The following is a 20,065-nucleotide window of genomic DNA, read 5'->3' as shown; positions in this document are numbered from 1 at the left end:
CCTTAAACCGTGGGTGAAGGCGTGAGTGAAAGTGTGGGTTTGGGAAACAGGGGCGCCGTGACGGGGGGACTCGCCCGGCCACGCAGCACGGCCTCCTGCAACTGTGCGATGGCCGTTTCCGGTGAGGCCGCTGCGGTGATGGCACTGATCACCGCCACACCGGCGGCGCCGGCCCGCGCGGCCTGTTCGGTCCGCGCCACGTCCATGCCGGCAATGCCGACGACCGGCAGGGGCAGCAGGGCGCACCAGTAGGCCAGGTTGTTGTTGCCCTGCGGTATCCAGGGCATGGCCTTGGCCTGGGTGGGGTGAATCGGCCCGCAGGCGATGTAGCTGGGCCGCAGTGCCCAGGCGCGGCAGACTTCCCAGTAAGCATGGGTGCTGATGCCCAGCCGCAAGCCGGCTTGTTTGATCGCAGCCAGGTCGGCCACGTGCAGGTCTTCCTGCCCCAGGTGCACGCCGTACGCGCCTTCCTCGATGGCGAGCTGCCAGTGGTCGTTGATAAAAAGCTGGGCGCCGGCTGCGGTGGCTGCGCGAATGCTTTGGCGAATTTCCTTGCGCACCATCGCGCGGTGTTGCTCACCTTCCGCGTCCTTGATGCGCAGCTGAACCGTGCGCACGCCGGCAGCAACGACGCGGGTTACCCAGGCGGCGCTGTCGACCACGGCATACAGTCCCAGGTCCGGGTCGCTGAGTGCGGCAAACCCGCTGACGGTCGTGGGCCGGGGCAGGCTGAAGTGCGGCAGGTTGCTGCTAAGCCCTGCAAAATCAGGACGCGGCTGCAACAGGCCTGTCAGGGCCTGTTGTCGCAGTGCATCTGCTGTCGCCATGCGTGCCAGGATGATGGCTTCCATCGCGACGAAACCCTGTGCCAGGGCCGCGGCCGCGCTGGCGGTGAACACGGCGTCGGCACCGGGGACGGTGAGCGGCGGCGCGGCACCGTCCGGCAGCTCAAGCCAGCCGCTGGCCTGCGGCGTGTCGGCATAGTCGGCTTCGTCGCCGGTGATCACGACCGCCTCGCTAACGGCGGCGCGCAAACGGGCTGCGGCCTGTGTCACGGCCTCGGGGTTGTTCAGTGCAGCCGTGCCGAGCAAGGTGGCGGCTTCCCTGCGATCCAGGCAGAGCAGGGCGGGACGCGGGAGGTCCCGCGCGCTGCCGGCCAGCAGCGCTTGTATGTCCTTCGCGTTGCCGGCAAAGGTCCAGACCGACGGGGTGTTGGCGGCGCTCACAGGATGAAGGGCCGGCCTGTCACCGGTGTGGAAGCGACCGCCATGTCCTGCTGGGCCATGATGCCGGCCTTGTAGGCCAGGCGCCCGGACTCGATGCCGAGCTTGAAGGCGCGTGCCATCTGCACCGGGTCGCGCGCATGGGCCACGGCCGAGTTGAGCAGCACGGCGTCGTAGCCGAGTTCCATGGCCTGCACCGCGTCGGCTGGCGAGCCGATGCCGGCATCCACGATCAGCGGCACACCGGGCAGGCGGGCGCGCAACGTGCGCAGCGCGTAGGGGTTGACCAGACCCTGGCCCGAGCCAATGGGTGCGCCCCAGGGCATCAGGATACGGCAGCCGGCGTCGAGCAGGCGCTGGCAGCTGACGAGGTCGTCGGTGCAGTAGGGGAACACTTCAAAACCATCGCGCACCAGTTCAGTTGCCGCCGTCACCAGTTCAAACGGGTCGGGCTGCAGCGTGTGTTCGTCGCCGACCACTTCGAGCTTGATCCAGTGGGTGCCGAACAGCTCGCGTGCCATCTGCGACAGGGTGATGGCTTCGCGTGCGCTGCGGCAGCCGGCGGTGTTGGGCAGCAGGCGGGCACCACTGGCCCGGATCATCTTATAAAAATCGTTTTGTGTGCCCGCGCCGCCGGCCGCCATCTGGCGCTTGAGGCCGACGGTCACGACCTCGGCGCCGGAGGCGGCAATCGCGTCCTGCAGGACCTGCGGTGAGGGGTAGCTGGCGGTGCCGAGGAAAAAGCGGCTGTTCAGTTCTGTATCTGCAATGCGAAATGTCATGGCGTGGCTAGCCTCCCGTGATGGCTTGAAAGGTAAAAACGGCGTCGCCGTCTGCGAGTACGGTGCGGGCGCGCGCGTCGCGCGCCACAAACTCGCCGTTGACGGCGCTGGCGAACGATGCCGCGGGCTGGCCGCCGGCCGCCAGGGCATCGGCCAGCGTGCTGCCTGCGGGCAGCTCACGGGTTTCGCCGTTCAGGGTGATGGTGATGGATGTCATGCCAGGTCCTTGAGCGTTTGTTCGACCAGCGCCGGCGCAATCAGCCAGCCGTGGCGGAACAGGCCGTTGATGCGGACCAGCCCGGGGCTTTGGTCGACGCGTGGCAGATTGTCGGGCAGGGCAGGGCGCAAATTCGTTTCGGTATGAACAATACGCGCTTCAGCCAGTTCCGGAATGATGCTGTGCGCCGCAGCCAGCAGTTCGACCGTGCTGCGCAGCGAGATCGGCGAGCGGTCCTCGCTTTCGATTTCGCTGGCGCCGACGACGATGTGGCCGCCTTCACGCGGCACCAGGTAGACCCGGTGCCGCGGGTGCAGCAGGCGCACCGGCCGCTGCAGTGCCACGCCGGGCGCATGCAGCCAGATGATTTCTCCGCGCACGCCGCGGACCTGCGGCGTGAAGCCGTCGTTGGGTGCAACGCCGGCCGGGTCGGGGCGCGCCCCGGTGCCGCGCACATCGAACACGCAGTCGAACCGGCTGACCCCTTGCGGTGTGTGGATCTCGCCGGCCTGCAGCTGGCTTGCGGCCACGCCCCAGTGCCAGCGCGCACCCGCCGCTGTGGCGGCATGGGCCAGGGCCTCCATGGCCTGCACGGTATGGATCTGTCCCTCATGCGGCAGCAGCCAGGCGTGCGCCACGCCGTGGACGTCGGGTTCAAGCTCTCGCAGTGCTGCAGCGTCGAGCCGCTGCGGCGCGTGACCGGCCGGCGCCTTGTGCTGCAGCAGGTCCACCACGCGGTGCGCCGCGCCTTCGTCGCCGCGGTGTGCCAGCAGCAGGCTGCCGCGCCGGTGCAGTTCCACCGGCACGCCCAGGTCAGCCACGATGGCCGGCCACAGATCCAGCGAACGCAAGCCGAGCGCGAACACGTGTTCGTCGGCCGCCTCCAGTTCGGCCGTGGGGCTGAGCATGCCGGCGGCGGTCCAGCCTGCCGCATAGGGCGCCGTGCCCGGGCCGAAGACGGGCGCCTGTGGGCCGGGCGCAGGGTCAAAGACCTCGACCGAATGGCCGGCCCGGCTCAGTTCGAAGGCCAGCAGCCGCCCGAGCAGGCCTGCGCCTGCGATGCCGATGTGCATGATGATGTCCGCCTTTTTTGCGTGCGCCCAGACGCTCAGAGTTTCTGGATGGGGATGTAGATTTCGCTGCCGCCCTCGCGGAACTCGGCCGATTTTGCCTGCATTCCCTGGTCCAGCGCCGCGTTTTCCGCAATACCTTGTTGTGCCGCAAACTCGCGCACTTCCTGGCTGATTTTCATCGAACAGAACTTCGGTCCGCACATGGAGCAGAAGTGGGCGACCTTGCTCACTTCCTTGGGCAGGGTTTCGTCGTGGAATTCGCGCGCGGTGTCCGGGTCCAGCGACAGGTTGAACTGGTCGTGCCAGCGGAACTCGAAACGCGCCTTCGACAGCGCCTCGTCCCGCGCGCGGGAGGCGGGGTGGCCCTTGGCCACGTCGGCGGCGTGCGCGGCGATCTTGTAGGCAATGATGCCCTGCTTCACATCGTTGCGGTCCGGCAGGCCCAGGTGTTCCTTGGGCGTGACGTAACACAGCATGGCGGTGCCGAACCAGCCGATCATGGCCGCGCCGATGGCGCTCGAGATGTGGTCGTATCCAGGCGCGATGTCGATGGTCAGCGGGCCCAGGGTGTAAAACGGCGCCTCGTGGCAATGCTTGAGTTGCTCGTCCATGTTGGCCTGGATCATGTGCATGGGCACATGGCCGGGCCCTTCGATCATGGTCTGCACATCGTGCTTCCAGGCGATTTTTGTCAGCTCGCCCAGCGTGCGCAGTTCGGCAAACTGCGCCTCGTCGTTGGCGTCGGCGCCCGAGCCGGGTCGCAGGCCGTCGCCCAGCGAAAAACTCACGTCGTAGGCCTTCATGATTTCGCAGATCTCCTCGAAATGCGTGTATAGGAAGTTTTCCTTGTGGTGCGACATGCACCACTTGGCCAGGATGGAGCCGCCGCGCGAGACGATGCCGGTGCGGCGATGGGCCGTCATCGGGATGAAAGGCAGGCGCACCCCGGCGTGGATGGTGAAGTAGTCCACGCCTTGCTCGGCCTGCTCGATCAGCGTGTCGCGATAAATCTCCCAGCTCAGGTCTTCAGCGACGCCGCCGACTTTTTCGAGGGCCTGGTAAATTGGTACCGTGCCGATGGGTACCGGCGAGTTGCGGATGATCCAGTCACGTGTGGTGTGAATGTTTTTTCCAGTGGACAGGTCCATCACGTTGTCCGCGCCCCAGCGGATGGCCCAGACCAGTTTTTCCACCTCTTCCTCGATGCTCGAAGTGACGGCCGAGTTGCCGATGTTGGCGTTGATCTTCACCAGGAAATTGCGCCCGATGATCATGGGCTCAACCTCCGGGTGGTTGATGTTGGCGGGAATAATGGCGCGGCCACGCGCCACCTCGTCACGCACGAACTCGGGCGTGACGAAGGCGGGCAGTTGCGCGCCCATGGGGTTGCCACGCACGCGGGCTGCGCGTTCGGCATCGCCCAGGTACTCGGCCATCCATTCGCGTTTGGTGTTTTCGCGCAGCGCGATGTACTCCATTTCGGGTGTGATGATGCAGCGGCGCGCGTAGTGCATCTGGGTGACGTTGGCGCCGGCTTTGGCGCGCCGCGGCGTGCGCTGCAGCCCGGCGGCCTGGGCGCGCAGGGCCGCGATGCGTTGCGCCTCCGGGTCCGAGGCATCCGTGCGATCCTCCCGCCGGGTGCCATCGTCCACGGCTTGCGCGGTCCGGCCGGTGTAGTTCTCGGTGTCACCCCGTGCCTCGATCCACGGCGTGCGCAGCGCGTCCAGCCCGCGGCGCACGTCGATGTCGGCGGCCGGGTCGGTATAGGGACCGGAGGTGTCGTAGAGCGTGGCGGATTCGCCGTTGCTCAAGTTGACTTCGCGCATGGGTACGCGAATGCCGGCATGGAGTTGGCCAGGCACGTGGATCTTGCGCGAGGCGGGGAAAGGCTCACGGGTGAGGGACAGCAACTGGGCGAATGGGTCGGGGGCGTTCATCGGGGCATTCCTTGGCGTGCGTTGCGGCACAAAATGCTCCGAAGGTGTGGCCAGCACCAGCGCTGTGGTGTTGGTCGTTGACTGGGCCGGGGACCGGTGGCAGTCAGCTCTTCTTACGTCGGTACGAACCGATTCAAGTTCACGGGTTTGGGTTGGCCATCTCAGCGACCCGACCACCATGGTCGGGCTGCACCCCGGAGCGAGTCCATTCTAGTGCACTGGGCAGCGACATGCGGGATGACAGTGATCGCCCGGGGGCCTATTTCCGGATGGCGGCCGACGAATCCGTCGGGGTGGCTGCCTGCTGCCTGGCCACCTGAAGGGAGCGTTCATGGACGTCGTAGGAGCCGAAGACTTCACGGGCTGAGCGGGTCTCCGGCAGGATGTAGACGACGCCGTTTGTTCCTGTAAAGGCCGGACTGACCAGCTTGTCGTAGAACCTCACCGGCACATTGATGCAGCCGTAGGAAATCCGGTTGTCATCCGATGCTGGGCTGTCCAGTCGCTGTGCCCGCCGCTCACCGGGCGTACCCTTGACGACCCGATGCAGCGAGATGGCCGTGTCGTAGTCCACCCAGAGCATTTCCTGGCCATGGATATCGCGAGCGAGGGACGAGACAAACCGCCCGGCGGGTGTCGTCCGCTCCTCGGGGCGAATGGTGGACATCTTGCGTTCGCCAATGCCAGGCACGGAGTCGTCGCCACGAGCCAGACCGAGCAGCGCTGAAGCCGAGCCCTGCAAGCGGCCGGCGGCATCGAACATCAGCACCCTGGCATGGACTTTGTCCACAATCATGAAGGGCATGCCCTGGTTGTCGGCGGAATCGACGACCCAGTCAGCGATGTGGATGGCCTCAGGGGACGCGCGCTCCTGTCCGAAGTAGGCGCGCCTGGGAGGACTGTGGACCGGGGCCCGAGCCGGAGCGCTGGCCATGGCTGCGTCGGCTGATATTCCGGAGACCGGGGCGGGACCGGACCGTTGCCCCAGCTCGCCGCCGGCAAAGGCCGGGGCATACGCAAGGCTTGTGAACAGCAGGGTCAGGCAAAGTCCGGCCCGCCTCAAACCGGATGGGCTGCATGTCTGCACTATTTTCTGCATCGGATAGTCTTGCACCGGCATGCCGAAAACCTGTGTGCAAGCTTTACGCACCGAATGTGCGGCGGTCAGTTACGCGCTGGCCGGGGCGCATAACGTGGTGCGATATAAGGCGGAGGAGGGGCGAACGGTATCACCGTGGGCGTTGCCACCTCTTCTTCCTTGGTGACGAAAAACACATCGCCAGCGTCAGACATGTAGGTTGGCATCAGCCCCGACCGATACGACGCCAAAGTGGCGAGTGCTGGCATGGCCAGTTCAATATAGGGTAGATTGACACTGCCATCCGGGTTGAAACCGAAAACCGCCGGTCTGATGGTGCCGGTGGTTTTCTGGACGATGGTTCCACAGCAATTGGACGCGAGGGCGAATTGGCTGGCATTGGGACCCCCGAGGGTATAGCCGGTTAAGGTGACGGTCTTGTTCGTTCCTGCGGTCGCGTTGTCGAAGGTGGCGGTGGCGCCGGGGCCGGCAATCAGGCTCACGCCGGCTGGGTTGCCTTTCAGTGTGGTGAGGACCGCCGCGATGGTACCGTCGAAGTTCTTGGTGACTTCGGGAAAGACCAGCATGCGTTGCGTCAGTGTTGCACCCGCGGTCAGTGTGAATTTGGTCGAATAGTCCGTTGGCGTGGTGTAGGACACGGGGTTGTAGGTGACGACGACCGGCGCATTGGTGACGGCCGCCAGTGGCGCGAGTGGCGCGAAGATCACCGTGCCGCCCGCGACACCGGGGCCTGTGCCGTCCGTGTCCGCGCTGATGGTCAGGCCACGGGGCAAGCCCAGGCTGCGGGTGGTGTCCAGCGTGCCGTTGGTCACCGTGATTTTGCTGCTGACGTTGACATCGTTGGCGGCACACATCATGAGGTTGCCGTCTGTGGTGGTGACGGCGGCATTCAGGTTGACGTTGCGTCCGGCGGCCAGCAGGATGCTTCCGTTGGTGGTCGTCAGGGCGGCGTTCACGTTGATATCGCGTCCGCAGCAGACTGAAAAGTTTCCGTTGGTGGCCGTCACGGCCGCATTGATATTGGTGTCCCGGTCAGCAGTCAGGGTGAGGGTCGTCGGGGCGCCGGCGGCTGTCCAGGTGATCGCGTCGTTGACAAAAATATCACCGTTGCCTGGGCCAGCGGCTGTGGTGATGTTGATGCTGTTGTTCACCAGCTGGGCCGAGAGTGTGGCGCCAGAGATGTTGCCGCCAGCGCCGATGATGAAGTCCTGGGGATCGATCAGCCAGGTGCCCATCAGGCCTTGAGGCGCGGCGGTGGTGACGCGCACATCGTCTTTGATATTGACGTGCGCCGCCGAGGTCTCAATAAAGCCGCCGTTGCCGCCGTTCGGTGCGCTGGCATCCAGCGTGCCGCTTACATTCATGGTGCCGCTCTGCATGTCGCCCAGCAGCAGGATGGTGCCGTTGCGGTTTCCAATGGTTTGCGCCTGGATCACACCGGTGTTGTTGACCGCGGTTTGCAGCAGGTTGCCGGCCGCCTGGGCCGTCAGCAGCACGCGGCCGCCATCGGCGCGAATCAGGCCGCCGTTTGCAACCAGTGCGTTGACAGCACCTTGAGCCACCGAAATATTGAGCAGGCCGTCGCCGGCCACGTCCATGGTGACAGCGTTGCCGGCGGCAAGTACCACCGAACCCAGTCGGGCGGAAATGACGCCCTGGTTGCTGACGGTTTTGCCCATCAGTGCCACGTAACCGCCGTCGGCCGCGGTGATGTTGCCCTGGTTGACGACCGAGCCGCTTCCCGCGTCGGTGAAGGCGTAGTCGCCGGCCATGAACCTGGCGTCGCTAAGACTCATGGTGGACGCGACCAGCCCGCCGACATTGACTTGGGCGCCGCTGCCGAACAGGACGCCGTTCGGATTGAGCAGAAAGACCCTGCCGTTGGCCGAGAGGTTGCCCATGATGTTGGACGGATCGGCGCCCAGCACCCGGTTCAGGGCCACCGACGTGGTGCCGGGTTGCACGAACTGCACCGACTGGCCGGCGGCAATGCCGAAGCTCTGCCAGTTGATCACCGCGTTGGCGGTGGACTGCGTGATGGTCGTGGAGGACGCGCCGCTGGTGATGCTGGCGCCGCCGGCCGCCACCACACCGCCTGTGGGCAGCGCGTAGGCAGAGGCGCCCAAGCCGAGCATCAGGCAGGCTGACAGGGCCTTGACGGCGAAGCTCGCGGCGCTGGGGCGCCCCGTCGTGGACGAGGATTTTTTCTTGCCTGCGCCGCCGGCGTTTTCAGACACGGCGACGAAGGCGCCTGAGCTGTCGCTCCAGATGGATTGGTAAATGCGGTTCATGGGTGATTCCTTGTGTGCTGTCGTGTTGGCGCAGAGGCGGGCAAATGTCAGAAATACTTGATGGCCTGGATCCAGAACCGGCCTGACTTGTCTGGGGCGGAGAGCGCCGGCTCGTTGCCGAGCTTGCGGGCGTAGTACGTCCTCACCAGGAAGTTGCCAGGTTCGCCCCAGCTGGCGCCCACGCCGTAAGCACCGAGGTTTCTGTGGTTATTCCCGGTGAACCAGGGGTTTTTGTGAATCGTGACACTGCCGGCATCGACGAAGCCGATCAGGTGAACCTGGCCTGGCACGCGGTCAGAAAGCTTGCCCAGCAGCAGCCGGGCTTCGAGGTTGACCAGGTAGCCTTCGTCGCCGGAGGCTTCACCCTGGGGATAGGCGCGCACACCGGTCATGCCCCCCAGGTCCATCTTCTCCGAGGAATCAAGATTTTTCGAGGCGACCTGCCCGCTGATGGACCCATACAGCGACACGAGGTTGGTGACTCGCTGAAGCCGCGTGGCGGTGAAGCCGAGCTTGTTGTAGGAACCGTTGGTTCTGGCGCTCGCCGCGTCGGCGGCCAGCGCCGACGGCGTTTGTATGTCGAGGTTGCCGATCGACCAGGTCAGCGAATAAGCGCTGATGCCGCCGCCGCCCAGATTGTCGCGGTGATCGCCATAAAGACTGGCCATCAGCACATCCGCTTTCCTGTCGGTGACCGATGGGGGGATGGTGCTGTCGATCCTGTCCTGGAAAGTCCGGGCTTCGTACGCGAGCTGGGTGTACAGGTTGTTGTTGCGCGAACGGATCAGCGGACGGATCGCGTAGACGCTGGCGATCTCTGCCGTGCCGTTGGCCTGCAGGGGAGCGAATTCCTCGCCCAGTTCGTACTCCAGCCGGCTGTAAGCGACGCCCACGGTTGTTTTGCCGAAGGGCACCTGATAGGACGCACGACCGTAGTTGAGCCCCGAGCCGGAAGTGACGGCGCGAACGCTGGCCTGGTCGCCCAGCCCCAGCGGATTGTTGAGATTGACGGTCGCCCCGACGCGGTACTCGCCGGTATAGCGGTTGCCGGCGTTGTCGGCATCTATGCTGCCGCTCACGCGTTTGCCCGGTGTGACGTCAACGATGAGGTCGGAAGTGCCCGGCGTGGCGCCCGGCACCAGCGTCGATTTGACATTCACGCCCGGCGTGTCCGAGAGCAGCAACAGGCGGCTCTCCAGTGGATCATTGAGGATGGGGTCGCCGCTGTTCAGGCCGTCAAGCAGTCGGTAGGCCTGATCGTCGGAAAGCGTGCTCTGGTTGCGCAGGATGATCTTGCCGTATTGACCTTCGCTGACCTCGATGGTGACGGTGTTGTCCGTTATTTGCTGCGCGGGCAGGTAAGCCCGGGCCACAAAATAACCATTTTTTGCATAGTGGGTCGTGATCTTCGACGCCATGGCACGCAGATCGGTGAGTGTCAGCTCGGTTCCCGGGGTAAAGCCCGTGATCGCGATCAGCTCGGCTTCGGTATAGGCTTTGGCGCCGGTGACGCGCAGGCTGCGGACCATGATTTTTGCCTCATCGGCAGTGGAGGCGACGGGCGGGGTCCCTCGTTCAATGCGGATTTCCGGCGGTGCTTTTTGCGGCACCGGGGCCGCAGGAATCTGCTGCAACTGGCTGCCCGCCGTGGGAGGCTGTTGGGCCAGAAGGCTTTGGCTGAGCACCAGGAGTGCAAACGGCACCAAGCCCTTGTTCAGAGGAAAACGCCAGGAACCGGAGCCCCGGGGAGCGGTGGACAAAGGGGTGTTGGTGCCCCGGTGGGGGCGGTGAGTCTGGTGCATGGTGCTTGGCCTTGAAGTGCCAAGTCATCATGAGCGTCCATTTTGTTAAAAAATGTAGGCGGGCAGGCCGGAAAACTGTAAGAAGTTATTAATTTGATAAATAACAACAACTCATTAAATAGTTAATAGTATTTATATTTTGTAATATGACATGTGGGTCAAGGACCTTCGCCGGCCGTCAGGCCCGGTCCAGGCCGGCGGCCAGAGGGACCCGGTGCTTGTCCGTTGAAGTGTGCGCCTGGGGCGGACGGGAGAAACCCGCCGCATGCAGCGGGAGCAGTCACCCGCGCAGCCTTTTCTGCCTGCACCGCCGGCAATACCTGCCGTTCAGGCCGGCGTGTAGGCCAGGCGCACGTAGATCGGTGCGTAGGCCTCGGCCTGGGTCACGTCGATCAGGCCTTCCTTGGAGAGTTCGAGCAGGGCGATGAAGGTGACCACCAGCACCGGCATGCCGCGGGCCGTTTCAAACAGGTGCTCGAACTCGACGAACTTCTGGCCCTGCAGCTTGCGCAGCACGATGCTCATGTGTTCGCGCACCGAGAGTTCCTCGCGGGAGATCACGTGGTGCTGGACCAGCCTGGCGCGTTTGACGATGTCGCGCCAGGCTTCCTGCAGGTCGACCACGCTGACATCGGGGAAACGCGGCTGCAGCGCCTGTTCCACATAGACCTGGGCGCGCAGGAAGTCGCGGCCGAATTGCGGGATGTCGTTGAGTTTGTGGGCCGCCAGCTTGATCTGCTCGTATTCCAGCAGGCGGCGCACCAGTTCGGCGCGCGGGTCTTCCGGCTCCTGGCCGTCGGCGACCTTTTTCGGCGGCAGCAGCATGCGCGACTTGATCTCGATCAGCATCGCGGCCATCAGCAGGTACTCGGCGGCCAGTTCCAGGTTGGTGGCGCGGATTTCGTCGACATACACCAGGTACTGGCGCGTCACCGCCGCCATCGGGATGTCGAGGATGTTGAAGTTCTGCTTGCGGATCAGGTACAGCAACAGGTCCAGCGGGCCCTCGAAGGCTTCCAGAAACACCTGCAGCGCGTCCGGCGGGATGTACAGGTCCTGCGGCATCGCGAACAGCGGCTCGCCGTACAGGCGGGCCAGTGCGACCTGGTCGATCACCGCGGGCATGCCGGCCAGCGCCAGCGCGTCGGGGGGCGATCCCGGCTCGGAAGGTGTGGGCGGCAGTTCGGTGATCGTGGACATGGGGTGGGGCCGTGGCGTCAGTAACTATGAAAACAATAGCTGCTGGCGCATATCCAGCAAGGGCTGGAGGCCTTTTTTATTGTTGATCTCAGGCCGGTTCGCTGTTCGGGTGGCCGCTGGTGCCATACACATAGGGCTGCTGCGGCACGCGTGCGTCCTGGTAGTCGGCCTGCTCGGAACGGTCCAGCTTCTTGTCCCACCAGATCGCGCGTCCCGCGCGTTGCTCGGCCTCCAGCGTGGGTTTTTTCGCCTTGAGTTCCTCAATGAACTGGGTCGCTTCCGAGCTGTAGTGGGGGCGGGCGAAGATGGACATGGGGCTAAACTGCCTGAAGTGTTGAATTGGCTGATTTTACCGGGGACCACCATGCGCCTGCCTTTTTTCGTTTTCCGGGCAGACCGCGCAGCGGCGGGCCGGGTGCACACAAGGACCTGGGCTCTCATGGGACTGCTGTCGGTATTGCTGGGGATGGTGGGTTGCGACCCGCAGCGCATCGCCGAACTCGAGGAAGGTGTGGCGACCGAAGCCGATGTGCGCGCCCGCTTCGGTGAGCCCGAAAAAATCTGGGAAGCCGCCGACCTGGCCGGCAACCCCTTTCCCGGCGTGGCCGCCCAGCCCGGTGCGCGCACGCTGGAATACAACCGCCAGCCCGAAGGCCAGGTCAACTACATGATCACCATCGGTCCGGACGGCAGGATGAGCGCCTTGCGCCAGGTCCTGACACCGCAGAATTTCGCGCTGGTCCTGCCTGGCATGCCGATGGAGCAGGTGCGAAAGATGCTGGGCAAACCGATGCGGGTCACGCCGTATGCCCTGCAGCAGGAAACCCACTACGACTGGCGTTACCTGTCGCCGCCAGGCACGCCGAGAATTTTCACCGTGGTGTTCGACCGGGATCTGCGCGTCGTGCGCACCGCCTCGGTCGATGCCGAGGTGACGGGCCCCAGCGGCCCCAGCCGCTGAAATCAGGTGTCAAAAAGGGCTGCGGCCATTATGGGATATGCGTGGACAGCTATCATTTTCATAGTTCTTCCACCTTCGCCAGAAAACCCGCACGTGCCATGACCGCGCGCGGCTGGGCGTTCAGGCCGGAGATCACCAGCCGGCCGCCGCGCAGCACAATGGCCTTGTGCAGCTGACCCAGCACATCCAGCCCGGAGGCGTCGAGCGACTGCAGCGACTGGGCATCCAGGCGCACCAGCAGGCCCTGCGGTGCGCTTTCAACCACCGACAGCACCGGGTCGATCTTGGCGACCGCGCCGAAAAACAGCGAACCATAGAGCTGGAAGTGGATGCTGTCGTCGGTGCGTCCGGTCTCCACCACCTGGAACAGACTGCTCATGCGCTGCACAAACAGCACGCAGGCCAGCAGCATACCGACCTGCAGCGCGACCGTGAGGTCAAACACCACGGTCAGGAAGAAAGTGCCCAGCATCAGCAGCCGGTAGTGGTTGCTGTACTGGTGCAGGTGCGCAAACTCGCGCCACTCGCCCATGTTCCAGGCCACATGCAGCAACAGGCCCGCCAGCACGGCCAGCGGCACATGCACGGCCAGCGGCGCGGCGATCAGCACCACCCCCACCAACATGAGTGAATGCACCAGGCCGGCGACCGGGGAGGTCGCGCCCGCGCGCAGGTTGGTCACGGTGCGGGCGATCGTGCCGGTGGCCGGCATGCCGCCGAAAAAGGGCACGACAAAATTGGCCACGCCCTGGGCCATCAGTTCCTGGTTGGGGTCATGTTTGGGCAGGCCGGACATCTGGTCGGCGACACGTGCGCACAGCAGCGACTCCACCGCGCCCAGCACGGCGATGGTCAGCGTGGGCGGCAGCAGCAGCCGCACTGTATCCCAGGAAAAATCGGGAAGTGCAAAGGCCGGCAGCGAGCGTGGGATACCGCCAAAACGCGAGCCTATGGTTTCCACCGGCAGACCCAGCAGCCAGGCAAAGGCCGTCAGCGTGATCAGCGCCACCACCGGTCCCGGCACGCGGGACACCACCCGGGTGGCACCTACCAGTTGCAGGCCCTCGACCACCTGTACCCGCTTGATCAGGCGCGCGGCGAGGCCATTGCCAGCGCCGGGGCGGGGGACAAACAGTTTGGGCCAGAGCACCAGGCCCAGAAAGCAGGCCACACCCAGACCCAGGGCACTGGCGTTGAAGGAGTCGATGTTTGTGGCCAGGGCCTTGATCTGCGAGAAAAAGTCGGCCGGCATTTTGGCAATCTGCAAGCCCAGCAGATCCTTGAGCTGCGACAGCGCAATCAGCACGGCAATGCCGTTGGTAAAACCGACCACAATGCTGACCGGAACGTAGCGCACCAGGGTGCCCATCTTGAGAAACCCGAGCAGGAACAGCAGCACGCCGGCGCAGGCGGTGGCAATCAGGAGGTTGGGCAGGCCGTATTGCTCGACGATGCCGTAGACGATCACGATGAAGGCACCCGCCGGCCCGCCAATCTGCACGGCCGAGCCGCCCAGCAGGGCGATCAGCCCGCCGGCAATGATGGCGGTCCAGATGCCGGCCTGCGGCGACAGCCCCGATGCAATCGCAAAGGCCATGGCCAGCGGCAGGGCCACAATGCCGACGGTCATGCCCGCACCCAGGTCCTTGCTGAAACGCTCGCGCGTGTAGCCGCGCAGCGCCGACAGGATGCGGGGGCGAAACGGCGCGAGGTAGGCGGGCAAGTTCATGAGAAGACTCCAGAATGACACATCGGCCGGGTCATCCTCCAACTGTGGGATGGTCAGACCGGGAGTCCCTTGCTAAAGTGGGACACGTCTTTTCTTATTTCAAATACCTGCGGTTGCTCATCTTAAGCCGCTCACGCACGCTCCATGCCACTTTGCCTCCGCCGTTGGTGTTTGTCATGTCGGGCCACGGGCCGTCCCGGCCGGGCACTGTTCGCCTTTGTTGCCTTTGTACTGGCGGCATGTTGGCTGTCGGCCAGTTCGTTGACACTGGCGCAGAGCGGGTCGGCCCCGGCGTCCGGATGGCTGGGCCGGCAAGGCGACGCGCTGGTCCTGGTGGATACAGCGGGTCAGCAGACGCTGGCGCAGGTTCAGCAGCGTTTTGCGGGCGGCGAGGCCACACCGGCCCGCGCAGACCGCATCATGCCGTCGGGCGGCACCGCTGCCCTGTGGTACCAGCTGGCACTGCCCGCCGTCAGTGAGCCGACCCCGCTGGTGCTGGCGCTGCCGCACCCCGGCATGAACCGCGTGGATCTGTACCGGCCCGCAGCCGACGGTAGCTGGCATGCCCTGCGGTCGGGCGATTCGATCCCGGTGTCGCAGTGGCCCTTGCCTTACCTGCATCCGGCGTTCGAGCTGGTGCAGCAGCCGGGGGAAGCCCGGCCCAGCTACCTGCGGGTACAGCACAGCCACCCCATCAGCGTGCGCTGGACGGTGTGGTCTGCGCGCGATTTCCAGGCGTCCAGCAAGCGCTGGCATTTCCTGCTGGGCGCCTATGCCGGGCTGGTGGCACTGGTGCTGGTGATCTGCGCCGTCAACGCCTATTTCTGGCGCGACTCCATTCATTTTTATTACGCAGCCTATGTGGCGGTGATCGCCTTGGGCCAGCTCTCGCTCACGGGCCTGGCCGGCGAGTATTTCTGGCCGGACAACCCCTGGTGGAATGACGTGGCGTCCAATGTGCTGCCCGTGACGGGCGCGGCGTTGGGCCATCTCTTCATGCGGGCTCTGGTGGTCGGGCGCGGCGCCCTCTGGGTCACCCGCCTGATGCTGACCATGGCAGGCGTGGGTGCCATGCTGGCGCTGGGTTTCCTGTTTGTCGGACGCAACCCGTTTTTTGCGATCTCCGGCCCCTACTACCTGGCCAGTTTCGTGATTTATCTCGGTGTGGCGCTGTGGTACGCCTGGCGTATTCCGCGGGTCGGCCTGTGGGTGCTGGCCGGCGTGCTGGCGGTGCTGGCCGGCGCCGTGTTCCCGGTCCTGCGCAACATGCAACTGGTGCCCGTGTCTTTCATGACGCAATATGGCGCGCAGCTGGGCGTGGCGCTGGAGATCCCCCTGCTGCTGATTGCCTTGTACGTGCGCACCCGGGAACGGCGCGACAACCGGGCCCGCATCGGCGCCATGGCCCGGATCGACCCGCTGACCGGTGCGGTCAACCATCGGGTGATGCTTGAACGTCTGCACCAGCTGCTGGTTCACCAGCTGCGCGAGCCCGCGTCGGGTGCGGCGCTGCGCGTGCGCATTGGCAACCTCCAGGCAATCCGCGACGAGTACGGCCTGCAGGTGGCGCAGATGGCGCTGGTCCATGCGGGCGCCTGCATCACCCAGGTGGCCCGCGAGGGTGACACCGTGGCGCGCCACCGTGACGGCGATTTTGTGCTGATCCTCAAAGGCCGTGTCACGCGCGACCAGATCTCGGAAATGGGGCAGCGCCTGATTGCGCGGGGACTGGCGCCCAGCGAACGGCTGCCACCGGGTGCGGTGCTGCAGCTCAAGGTTGCCATTGCTGCGGCGCCGTTTCAGGCGGCGGGGGTGGCACTGCTGCTGCAGGCGCTCGATGCTGCGGTCACCGAGATGGCAGCCCGCCCGGGCAAGGCCCTGCGATTTGTCGCCTGAGTTGAAGGAAGCGCCGAACAAGTCCCCTGCGGCGCGATCAGCTCATCCGCAAGGACTCATTCAGCGCCTCTTTACCTGACGCGCATGCCGGGCTGCGCGCCGGGCAGCGGCTCGAGCACAAAGATGCCCGGCTCGGCTTTTTCATTGGCATGGCTGGCGGCCAGCACCATGCCCTCGCTGATGCCGAACTTCATCTTGCGCGGCGCCAGGTTGGCCACCATCACCGTGTGCTTGCCGATCAGGTCTTGCGGTTGGTAGCTTGAAGCGATGCCGCTGAAGACGTTGCGCAGGCTTGCTTCGCCCACGTCCAGCGTCAGCCGCAGCAGCTTGGTCGAGCCTTCGACGGCTTCGCAGTTGACGATTTTTGCGATGCGCAGATCGATTTTGCTGAAGTCGTCGATGGTGATGACGGGTGCAATCTCCTCGCCGCCAGGTACTATTGATTCGATAGCTGATGGCGCAGGTGTTTCCTGGACTGGCGGCTCAAACAAGGCCTCGAGCTGTTTGATGTCGACACGCTGTAGCAGGTGTTTGTAGTCACCGATGATGTGGCCGTTGCCCAGGCCGGCAGCGGCATCGGCGAAGCCCAGTGGCCCGGTCTTCAGGAAGTTTTCCACCTCCGCGCCCAGGGCCGGCAACACCGGCTTGAGGTAAATGCTCAAGAGGCGAAACGCCTCGATGCAGACCGTGCACACATCATGCAGCCGTCCGTCCATGCCGGCCTGCTTGGCCAGTTCCCAGGGCTTGTTCTGGTCCACATAGGCGTTGACGCGGTCGGCCAGCAGCATGACTTCACGCAGGGCCTTGGCGAATTCGCGGAATTCATACAGCTGCGTGATGGTGTCGCTCTGGGCGCGCAGCACGGACAGCAGCGCGTCGCCGTCGGCGGAGATTTCCCCCAGCCGGCCGGCGAAGCGCTTGGCAATGAATCCGGCCGCGCGGCTGGCGATATTGACGTATTTGCCGACCAGGTCGCTGTTGACCCGCGCCATGAAGTCGTCGGCGTTGAAGTCGATGTCCTCGTTCCTGGCATTGAGCTTGGCGGCCAGGTAATAACGCAGCCACTCGGGGTTCATGCCCAGGCTCAGGTACTTGAGCGGGTCCAGCCCTGTGCCGCGGCTCTTGCTCATCTTCTCGCCGTTGTTGACGGTCAGGAAGCCATGCACAAACACGTTGTCCGGCGTCTTGCGGCCGCTGAAATGCAGCATGGCCGGCCAGAACAGGGTGTGGAAGGTGACGATGTCCTTGCCGATGAAGTGGTACTGCTCCAGCGCCGGGTCGGCCATGTAGGCCTCGTAGTCCTCGCCGCGCTTGCCCAGCAGGTTTTTCAGCGACGCGAGGTAGCCGACGGGCGCATCCAGCCAGACATAGAAATACTTGCCCGGTGCGTCGGGGATCTCGATGCCGAAGTAGGGCGCGTCCCGCGAGATGTCCCAGTCGCCCAGGCCTTCGCTCTGGGTGCCGTCGGCATTGTCACGCACCGAGAACCACTCTTTGACCTTGTTGGCCACTTCGGGCTGCAGCTTGCCGTCCTGCGTCCACTGCTCGAGGAACTCGACGCAGCGCGGGTCGGACAGCCGGAAGAAAAAGTGCTCGGAGCTTTTGAGCACCGGCGTGGCGCCCGACAGGGCCGAGTAGGGGTTGATCAGGTCGGTCGGTGCATACACCGCGCCACAGACCTCGCAGTTGTCGCCGTACTGGTCCTTCGCGCCGCACTTGGGGCACTGGCCCTTGATGAAGCGGTCGGGCAGGAACATGTTTTTTTCGACATCGAAGAACTGCTCGATGGTTTTGGTCGAAATCAGGCCGGCCTTCTTGAGGTCCCGGTAGATCTGCTGGGCCAGCTGGTGGTTTTCCGGCGCGTCGGTTGAATGCCAGTTGTCGAAGCTGATGTGAAAGCCGTCCAGGTAGGGTTTGCGTCCCGCGGCGATGTCGGCCACGAACTGCTGCGGCGTCTTGCCGGCCTTTTCAGCTGCAATCATGATGGGCGCGCCATGAGCGTCGTCGGCGCCGACAAAATTCACCGCATGGCCCTGCATCCTCTGGAAGCGCACCCAGATGTCGGCCTGGATGTACTCCATGATGTGGCCGATGTGGAAATTGCCATTGGCGTAGGGCAGGGCGGTGGTGACGAAAAGGCGGCGCTGGGACATGGTGGTGCTTTGGTGAGCTGCTTGAGCTGGCTGAGGCTAACCGGTGATTTTAAGTCGGACGGCCTTGCGGCGCCCGCAGGGCCCACGGGGGCCCGCTTTCGCCGGTACTGCGCTCTTGTGGCTGATTGCGCCATCTGCGCGGAACTTGATCCACATCACGGTTGGGTTGGCGGCATGGGGGAGACACTGCAAAAAAAAACGGATCAGGTCGCTAGCATGTGTGGGGCAGGTGAACTACTGCCGCCACGGAAGGAGTACGAATGACACGCAAGACAACTATCCCGGCAGACGCCCGGCACGGCAAGGAAGTGCCCGAGGAGCCGTCCGAATCCACCGACCCCGCTGAGGAACCGGGCCGGATCGTGGCCAGGCCGGACGGCTACCACTGGCTGGCGCAGGACGGCAAACAGGAGTTCGGCCCGTTCGAAACGCTGGAACTGGCGCAACAGGACATGGATGCCGCCGACGGCGGCGAGCAGGAGCCGACCCTCAGCCTGCAGGAGGCTGAACGCGAGATCGGCATCGGCGAATGGCTGGATCCCGAGACCGGCGAGCCCGCAGAAGGTCCGTCGCCGCCCCACCCGGAAGGGCAATGACCGCGGCGCCGGCCGCAGGGCGGCACATCGACGTCTGCAACGGCGACGCCGACGGCCTGTGCGCCGTGCTGCAATGGCGGCTGGAGAAGCCGGCATCGGCTGTGCTGGTCACGGGGCTCAAGCGAGATATTGCGCTGCTGGAGCGGGTGCAGGCCGGGCCGGGCGACGAGGTGCTGGTGTGCGACGTGTCGCTGCAGCGCAACCGGGTGGCCCTGCTGCGCCTGCTCGCCGCGGGCGCACGGGTGCGCTACTTCGATCACCACGCGCCGCCCGATGTGCCGGACCATCCGAATCTGGAAACCCACATTGACCTCGACAGCCAGACCTGCACCAGTCTGCTGATGGACCGCTACCTCGGCGGCGCCCACCGGTCCTGGGCCCTGGTGGGGGCCTACGGCGACAACCTGACCGGCGTGGCCGACACGCTCGCAGTGCAGACGGGCATGACAAACCAGGACCGTGACCGCCTGCGCATGCTCGGCGAGGCCATCAATTACAACGCTTACGGTGAAGAGGAAAGCGATGTTTTCATGGCGCCGGCGCGCCTGTACGAGACGCTGCTGCGTTACCGCGATCCGCTTGAGCTGCTGCAGCGCGAGTCGCTGGCGCAGCAGCTCGATGCCTTGCGCCGCGAGGACCTGCGCCGGGCGGCGGACCTGCCGCCGTACTGGCAGAACGACCGTGCCAGTGCGACGCTGCTGCCGGATGCCGGCTGGAGCCGGCGCGTGATCGGTTGCCTGGCCAATGAACTCGCCCGCGCCGAGCCGGAGCAGGCACATGCCGTGCTCAAGGCGGTGCGCGGCGATGCCTATGTTGTCAGCGTGCGTGCGCCGCTGTCCGCCGCGGGTGGCGCGAGAGAGCTTTGCCACCGTTTCGGCGGTGCCGGCCGGGCCGGTGCGGCAGGCATCAACCGCCTGCCGGCGCAGGATCTGGACGACTTCCTGGAGGCTTTTGGTGCGACCCGCTGGGGCCAGTCCTCCCCGGCTGCATCGACGGATCAGGCTGGCAACTCACCTTGAGTCGCGGTCGTGGCCGGTTTTTCAGGTCATCGCCGGTCTGCCTGCGCCGGCCCGGGCATTGGCTTAGACTTCAGCCCAACCCGCTGC

At 65.0% G+C, this 20,065-nt stretch carries 16 protein-coding genes and 1 riboswitch; of the genes, 4 read left to right on the top strand and 12 right to left on the bottom strand.

Features of this window, described 5'->3' with window-relative positions:
* Nucleotides 1-2: 2 nt before the first annotated feature.
* The 10 genes from B7X65_RS10000 to B7X65_RS09955 all read right to left on the bottom strand — a co-directional run bounded on the left by B7X65_RS10000 (nucleotide 3) and on the right by B7X65_RS09955 (nucleotide 11,937).
* A complete protein-coding gene (locus tag B7X65_RS10000) occupies nucleotides 3-1,226 on the bottom strand; it encodes a thiamine phosphate synthase (RefSeq protein ID WP_293594160.1) in 1,224 nt (407 codons plus the stop codon).
* Entirely contained in the window at nucleotides 1,223-2,005 is a 783-nt protein-coding gene (locus B7X65_RS09995) for a thiazole synthase (RefSeq protein ID WP_293594159.1), read from the bottom strand. The genes B7X65_RS10000 and B7X65_RS09995 overlap by 4 nt, the downstream gene beginning before the upstream one ends.
* Before the next feature lie 7 nt (nucleotides 2,006-2,012).
* The gene (thiS, locus tag B7X65_RS09990; RefSeq protein WP_293594458.1) at nucleotides 2,013-2,213 is read right to left on the bottom strand and encodes a sulfur carrier protein ThiS; all 201 of its coding nucleotides are present in this window, start codon (nucleotides 2,211-2,213) and stop codon (nucleotides 2,013-2,015) included.
* Between the two features lie 5 nt (nucleotides 2,214-2,218).
* Nucleotides 2,219-3,295 carry a glycine oxidase ThiO gene (gene thiO, locus B7X65_RS09985; RefSeq protein ID WP_293594158.1) on the bottom strand — a complete coding sequence of 359 codons (1,077 nt, stop codon included), beginning with the start codon at nucleotides 3,293-3,295 and terminating at the stop codon, nucleotides 2,219-2,221.
* Between the two features lie 35 nt (nucleotides 3,296-3,330).
* On the bottom strand, nucleotides 3,331-5,232 hold the full coding sequence (gene thiC / locus B7X65_RS09980; RefSeq protein ID WP_293594157.1) for a phosphomethylpyrimidine synthase ThiC: 1,902 nt from the start codon (nucleotides 5,230-5,232) through the stop codon (nucleotides 3,331-3,333).
* A gap of 93 nt (nucleotides 5,233-5,325) precedes the next feature.
* Nucleotides 5,326-5,439: riboswitch (TPP riboswitch) on the bottom strand.
* 52 nt (nucleotides 5,440-5,491) lie between these two features.
* Nucleotides 5,492-6,166 (bottom strand): hypothetical protein, encoded by a 675-nt coding sequence (locus B7X65_RS09975; protein ID WP_293594156.1) that lies wholly within the window; start codon nucleotides 6,164-6,166, stop codon nucleotides 5,492-5,494.
* Nucleotides 6,167-6,396: 230 nt separating this feature from the next.
* Nucleotides 6,397-8,622 carry a filamentous hemagglutinin N-terminal domain-containing protein gene (locus B7X65_RS09970; protein ID WP_293594155.1) on the bottom strand — a complete coding sequence of 742 codons (2,226 nt, stop codon included), beginning with the start codon at nucleotides 8,620-8,622 and terminating at the stop codon, nucleotides 6,397-6,399.
* Nucleotides 8,623-8,669: 47 nt separating this feature from the next.
* Nucleotides 8,670-10,424 (bottom strand): ShlB/FhaC/HecB family hemolysin secretion/activation protein, encoded by a 1,755-nt coding sequence (locus B7X65_RS09965; protein ID WP_293594154.1) that lies wholly within the window; start codon nucleotides 10,422-10,424, stop codon nucleotides 8,670-8,672.
* A gap of 327 nt (nucleotides 10,425-10,751) precedes the next feature.
* On the bottom strand, nucleotides 10,752-11,549 hold the full coding sequence (locus tag B7X65_RS09960) for a ScpA family protein (protein WP_293594457.1): 798 nt from the start codon (nucleotides 11,547-11,549) through the stop codon (nucleotides 10,752-10,754).
* 163 nt (nucleotides 11,550-11,712) lie between these two features.
* The gene (locus B7X65_RS09955) at nucleotides 11,713-11,937 is read right to left on the bottom strand and encodes a DUF3460 family protein (protein WP_293594153.1); all 225 of its coding nucleotides are present in this window, start codon (nucleotides 11,935-11,937) and stop codon (nucleotides 11,713-11,715) included.
* A gap of 126 nt (nucleotides 11,938-12,063) precedes the next feature.
* Here B7X65_RS09955 and B7X65_RS09950 point away from each other — a divergent pair, with 126 nt between their 5' ends.
* Nucleotides 12,064-12,585, top strand: coding sequence for an outer membrane protein assembly factor BamE (locus B7X65_RS09950; RefSeq protein WP_293594456.1), 522 nt, complete (start codon nucleotides 12,064-12,066; stop codon nucleotides 12,583-12,585).
* A 58-nt stretch (nucleotides 12,586-12,643) separates the two neighbouring features.
* Here B7X65_RS09950 and B7X65_RS09945 read toward each other — a convergent pair whose 3' ends face one another.
* Nucleotides 12,644-14,314, bottom strand: coding sequence for a SulP family inorganic anion transporter (locus tag B7X65_RS09945; RefSeq protein ID WP_293594152.1), 1,671 nt, complete (start codon nucleotides 14,312-14,314; stop codon nucleotides 12,644-12,646).
* A gap of 261 nt (nucleotides 14,315-14,575) precedes the next feature.
* Here B7X65_RS09945 and B7X65_RS09940 point away from each other — a divergent pair, with 261 nt between their 5' ends.
* Nucleotides 14,576-16,210: a 7TM diverse intracellular signaling domain-containing protein gene (locus B7X65_RS09940; RefSeq protein ID WP_293594151.1), complete on the top strand. Its 1,635-nt coding sequence runs from the start codon at nucleotides 14,576-14,578 to the stop codon at nucleotides 16,208-16,210.
* A 71-nt stretch (nucleotides 16,211-16,281) separates the two neighbouring features.
* On the opposite strand, the gene metG is transcribed toward B7X65_RS09940, so the two are convergent.
* Nucleotides 16,282-18,363, bottom strand: a complete 2,082-nt coding sequence (gene metG / locus B7X65_RS09935; protein WP_293594150.1) for a methionine--tRNA ligase — start codon at nucleotides 18,361-18,363, stop codon at nucleotides 16,282-16,284.
* Between the two features lie 260 nt (nucleotides 18,364-18,623).
* Between metG and B7X65_RS09930 the strand changes: the two genes are divergently transcribed.
* Nucleotides 18,624-18,959: a hypothetical protein gene (locus B7X65_RS09930; RefSeq protein WP_293594149.1), complete on the top strand. Its 336-nt coding sequence runs from the start codon at nucleotides 18,624-18,626 to the stop codon at nucleotides 18,957-18,959.
* Complete coding sequence (locus B7X65_RS09925; RefSeq protein ID WP_293594148.1) at nucleotides 18,956-19,978, top strand: hypothetical protein; 1,023 nt, start codon at nucleotides 18,956-18,958, stop codon at nucleotides 19,976-19,978. The genes B7X65_RS09930 and B7X65_RS09925 overlap by 4 nt, the downstream gene beginning before the upstream one ends.
* Nucleotides 19,979-20,065 lie beyond the last annotated feature (87 nt).

Origin of the sequence: Polaromonas sp. 39-63-25 (assembly GCF_002278925.1) — a bacterium.
Classification (GTDB): domain Bacteria; phylum Pseudomonadota; class Gammaproteobacteria; order Burkholderiales; family Burkholderiaceae_C; genus Polaromonas.
This window is presented reverse-complemented; position numbering and strand designations above follow the sequence as displayed.

Coding starts and splice junctions, on each gene's coding strand:
- B7X65_RS09975 (WP_293594156.1), bottom strand. CDS start 6,166: ATGGCCAGCGCTCCGGCTCGGGCCCCGGTCCACAGTCCTCCCAGGCGC.
- B7X65_RS09970 (WP_293594155.1), bottom strand. CDS start 8,622: ATGAACCGCATTTACCAATCCATCTGGAGCGACAGCTCAGGCGCCTTC.
- B7X65_RS09925 (WP_293594148.1), top strand. CDS start 18,956: ATGACCGCGGCGCCGGCCGCAGGGCGGCACATCGACGTCTGCAACGGC.
- metG (WP_293594150.1), bottom strand. CDS start 18,363: ATGTCCCAGCGCCGCCTTTTCGTCACCACCGCCCTGCCCTACGCCAAT.
- B7X65_RS09955 (WP_293594153.1), bottom strand. CDS start 11,937: ATGTCCATCTTCGCCCGCCCCCACTACAGCTCGGAAGCGACCCAGTTC.
- B7X65_RS09960 (WP_293594457.1), bottom strand. CDS start 11,549: ATGCCCGCGGTGATCGACCAGGTCGCACTGGCCCGCCTGTACGGCGAG.
- B7X65_RS09930 (WP_293594149.1), top strand. CDS start 18,624: ATGACACGCAAGACAACTATCCCGGCAGACGCCCGGCACGGCAAGGAA.
- B7X65_RS09995 (WP_293594159.1), bottom strand. CDS start 2,005: ATGACATTTCGCATTGCAGATACAGAACTGAACAGCCGCTTTTTCCTC.
- B7X65_RS09950 (WP_293594456.1), top strand. CDS start 12,064: ATGGGACTGCTGTCGGTATTGCTGGGGATGGTGGGTTGCGACCCGCAG.
- B7X65_RS09945 (WP_293594152.1), bottom strand. CDS start 14,314: ATGAACTTGCCCGCCTACCTCGCGCCGTTTCGCCCCCGCATCCTGTCG.
- B7X65_RS09965 (WP_293594154.1), bottom strand. CDS start 10,424: ATGCACCAGACTCACCGCCCCCACCGGGGCACCAACACCCCTTTGTCC.
- thiC (WP_293594157.1), bottom strand. CDS start 5,232: ATGAACGCCCCCGACCCATTCGCCCAGTTGCTGTCCCTCACCCGTGAG.
- thiO (WP_293594158.1), bottom strand. CDS start 3,295: ATGCACATCGGCATCGCAGGCGCAGGCCTGCTCGGGCGGCTGCTGGCC.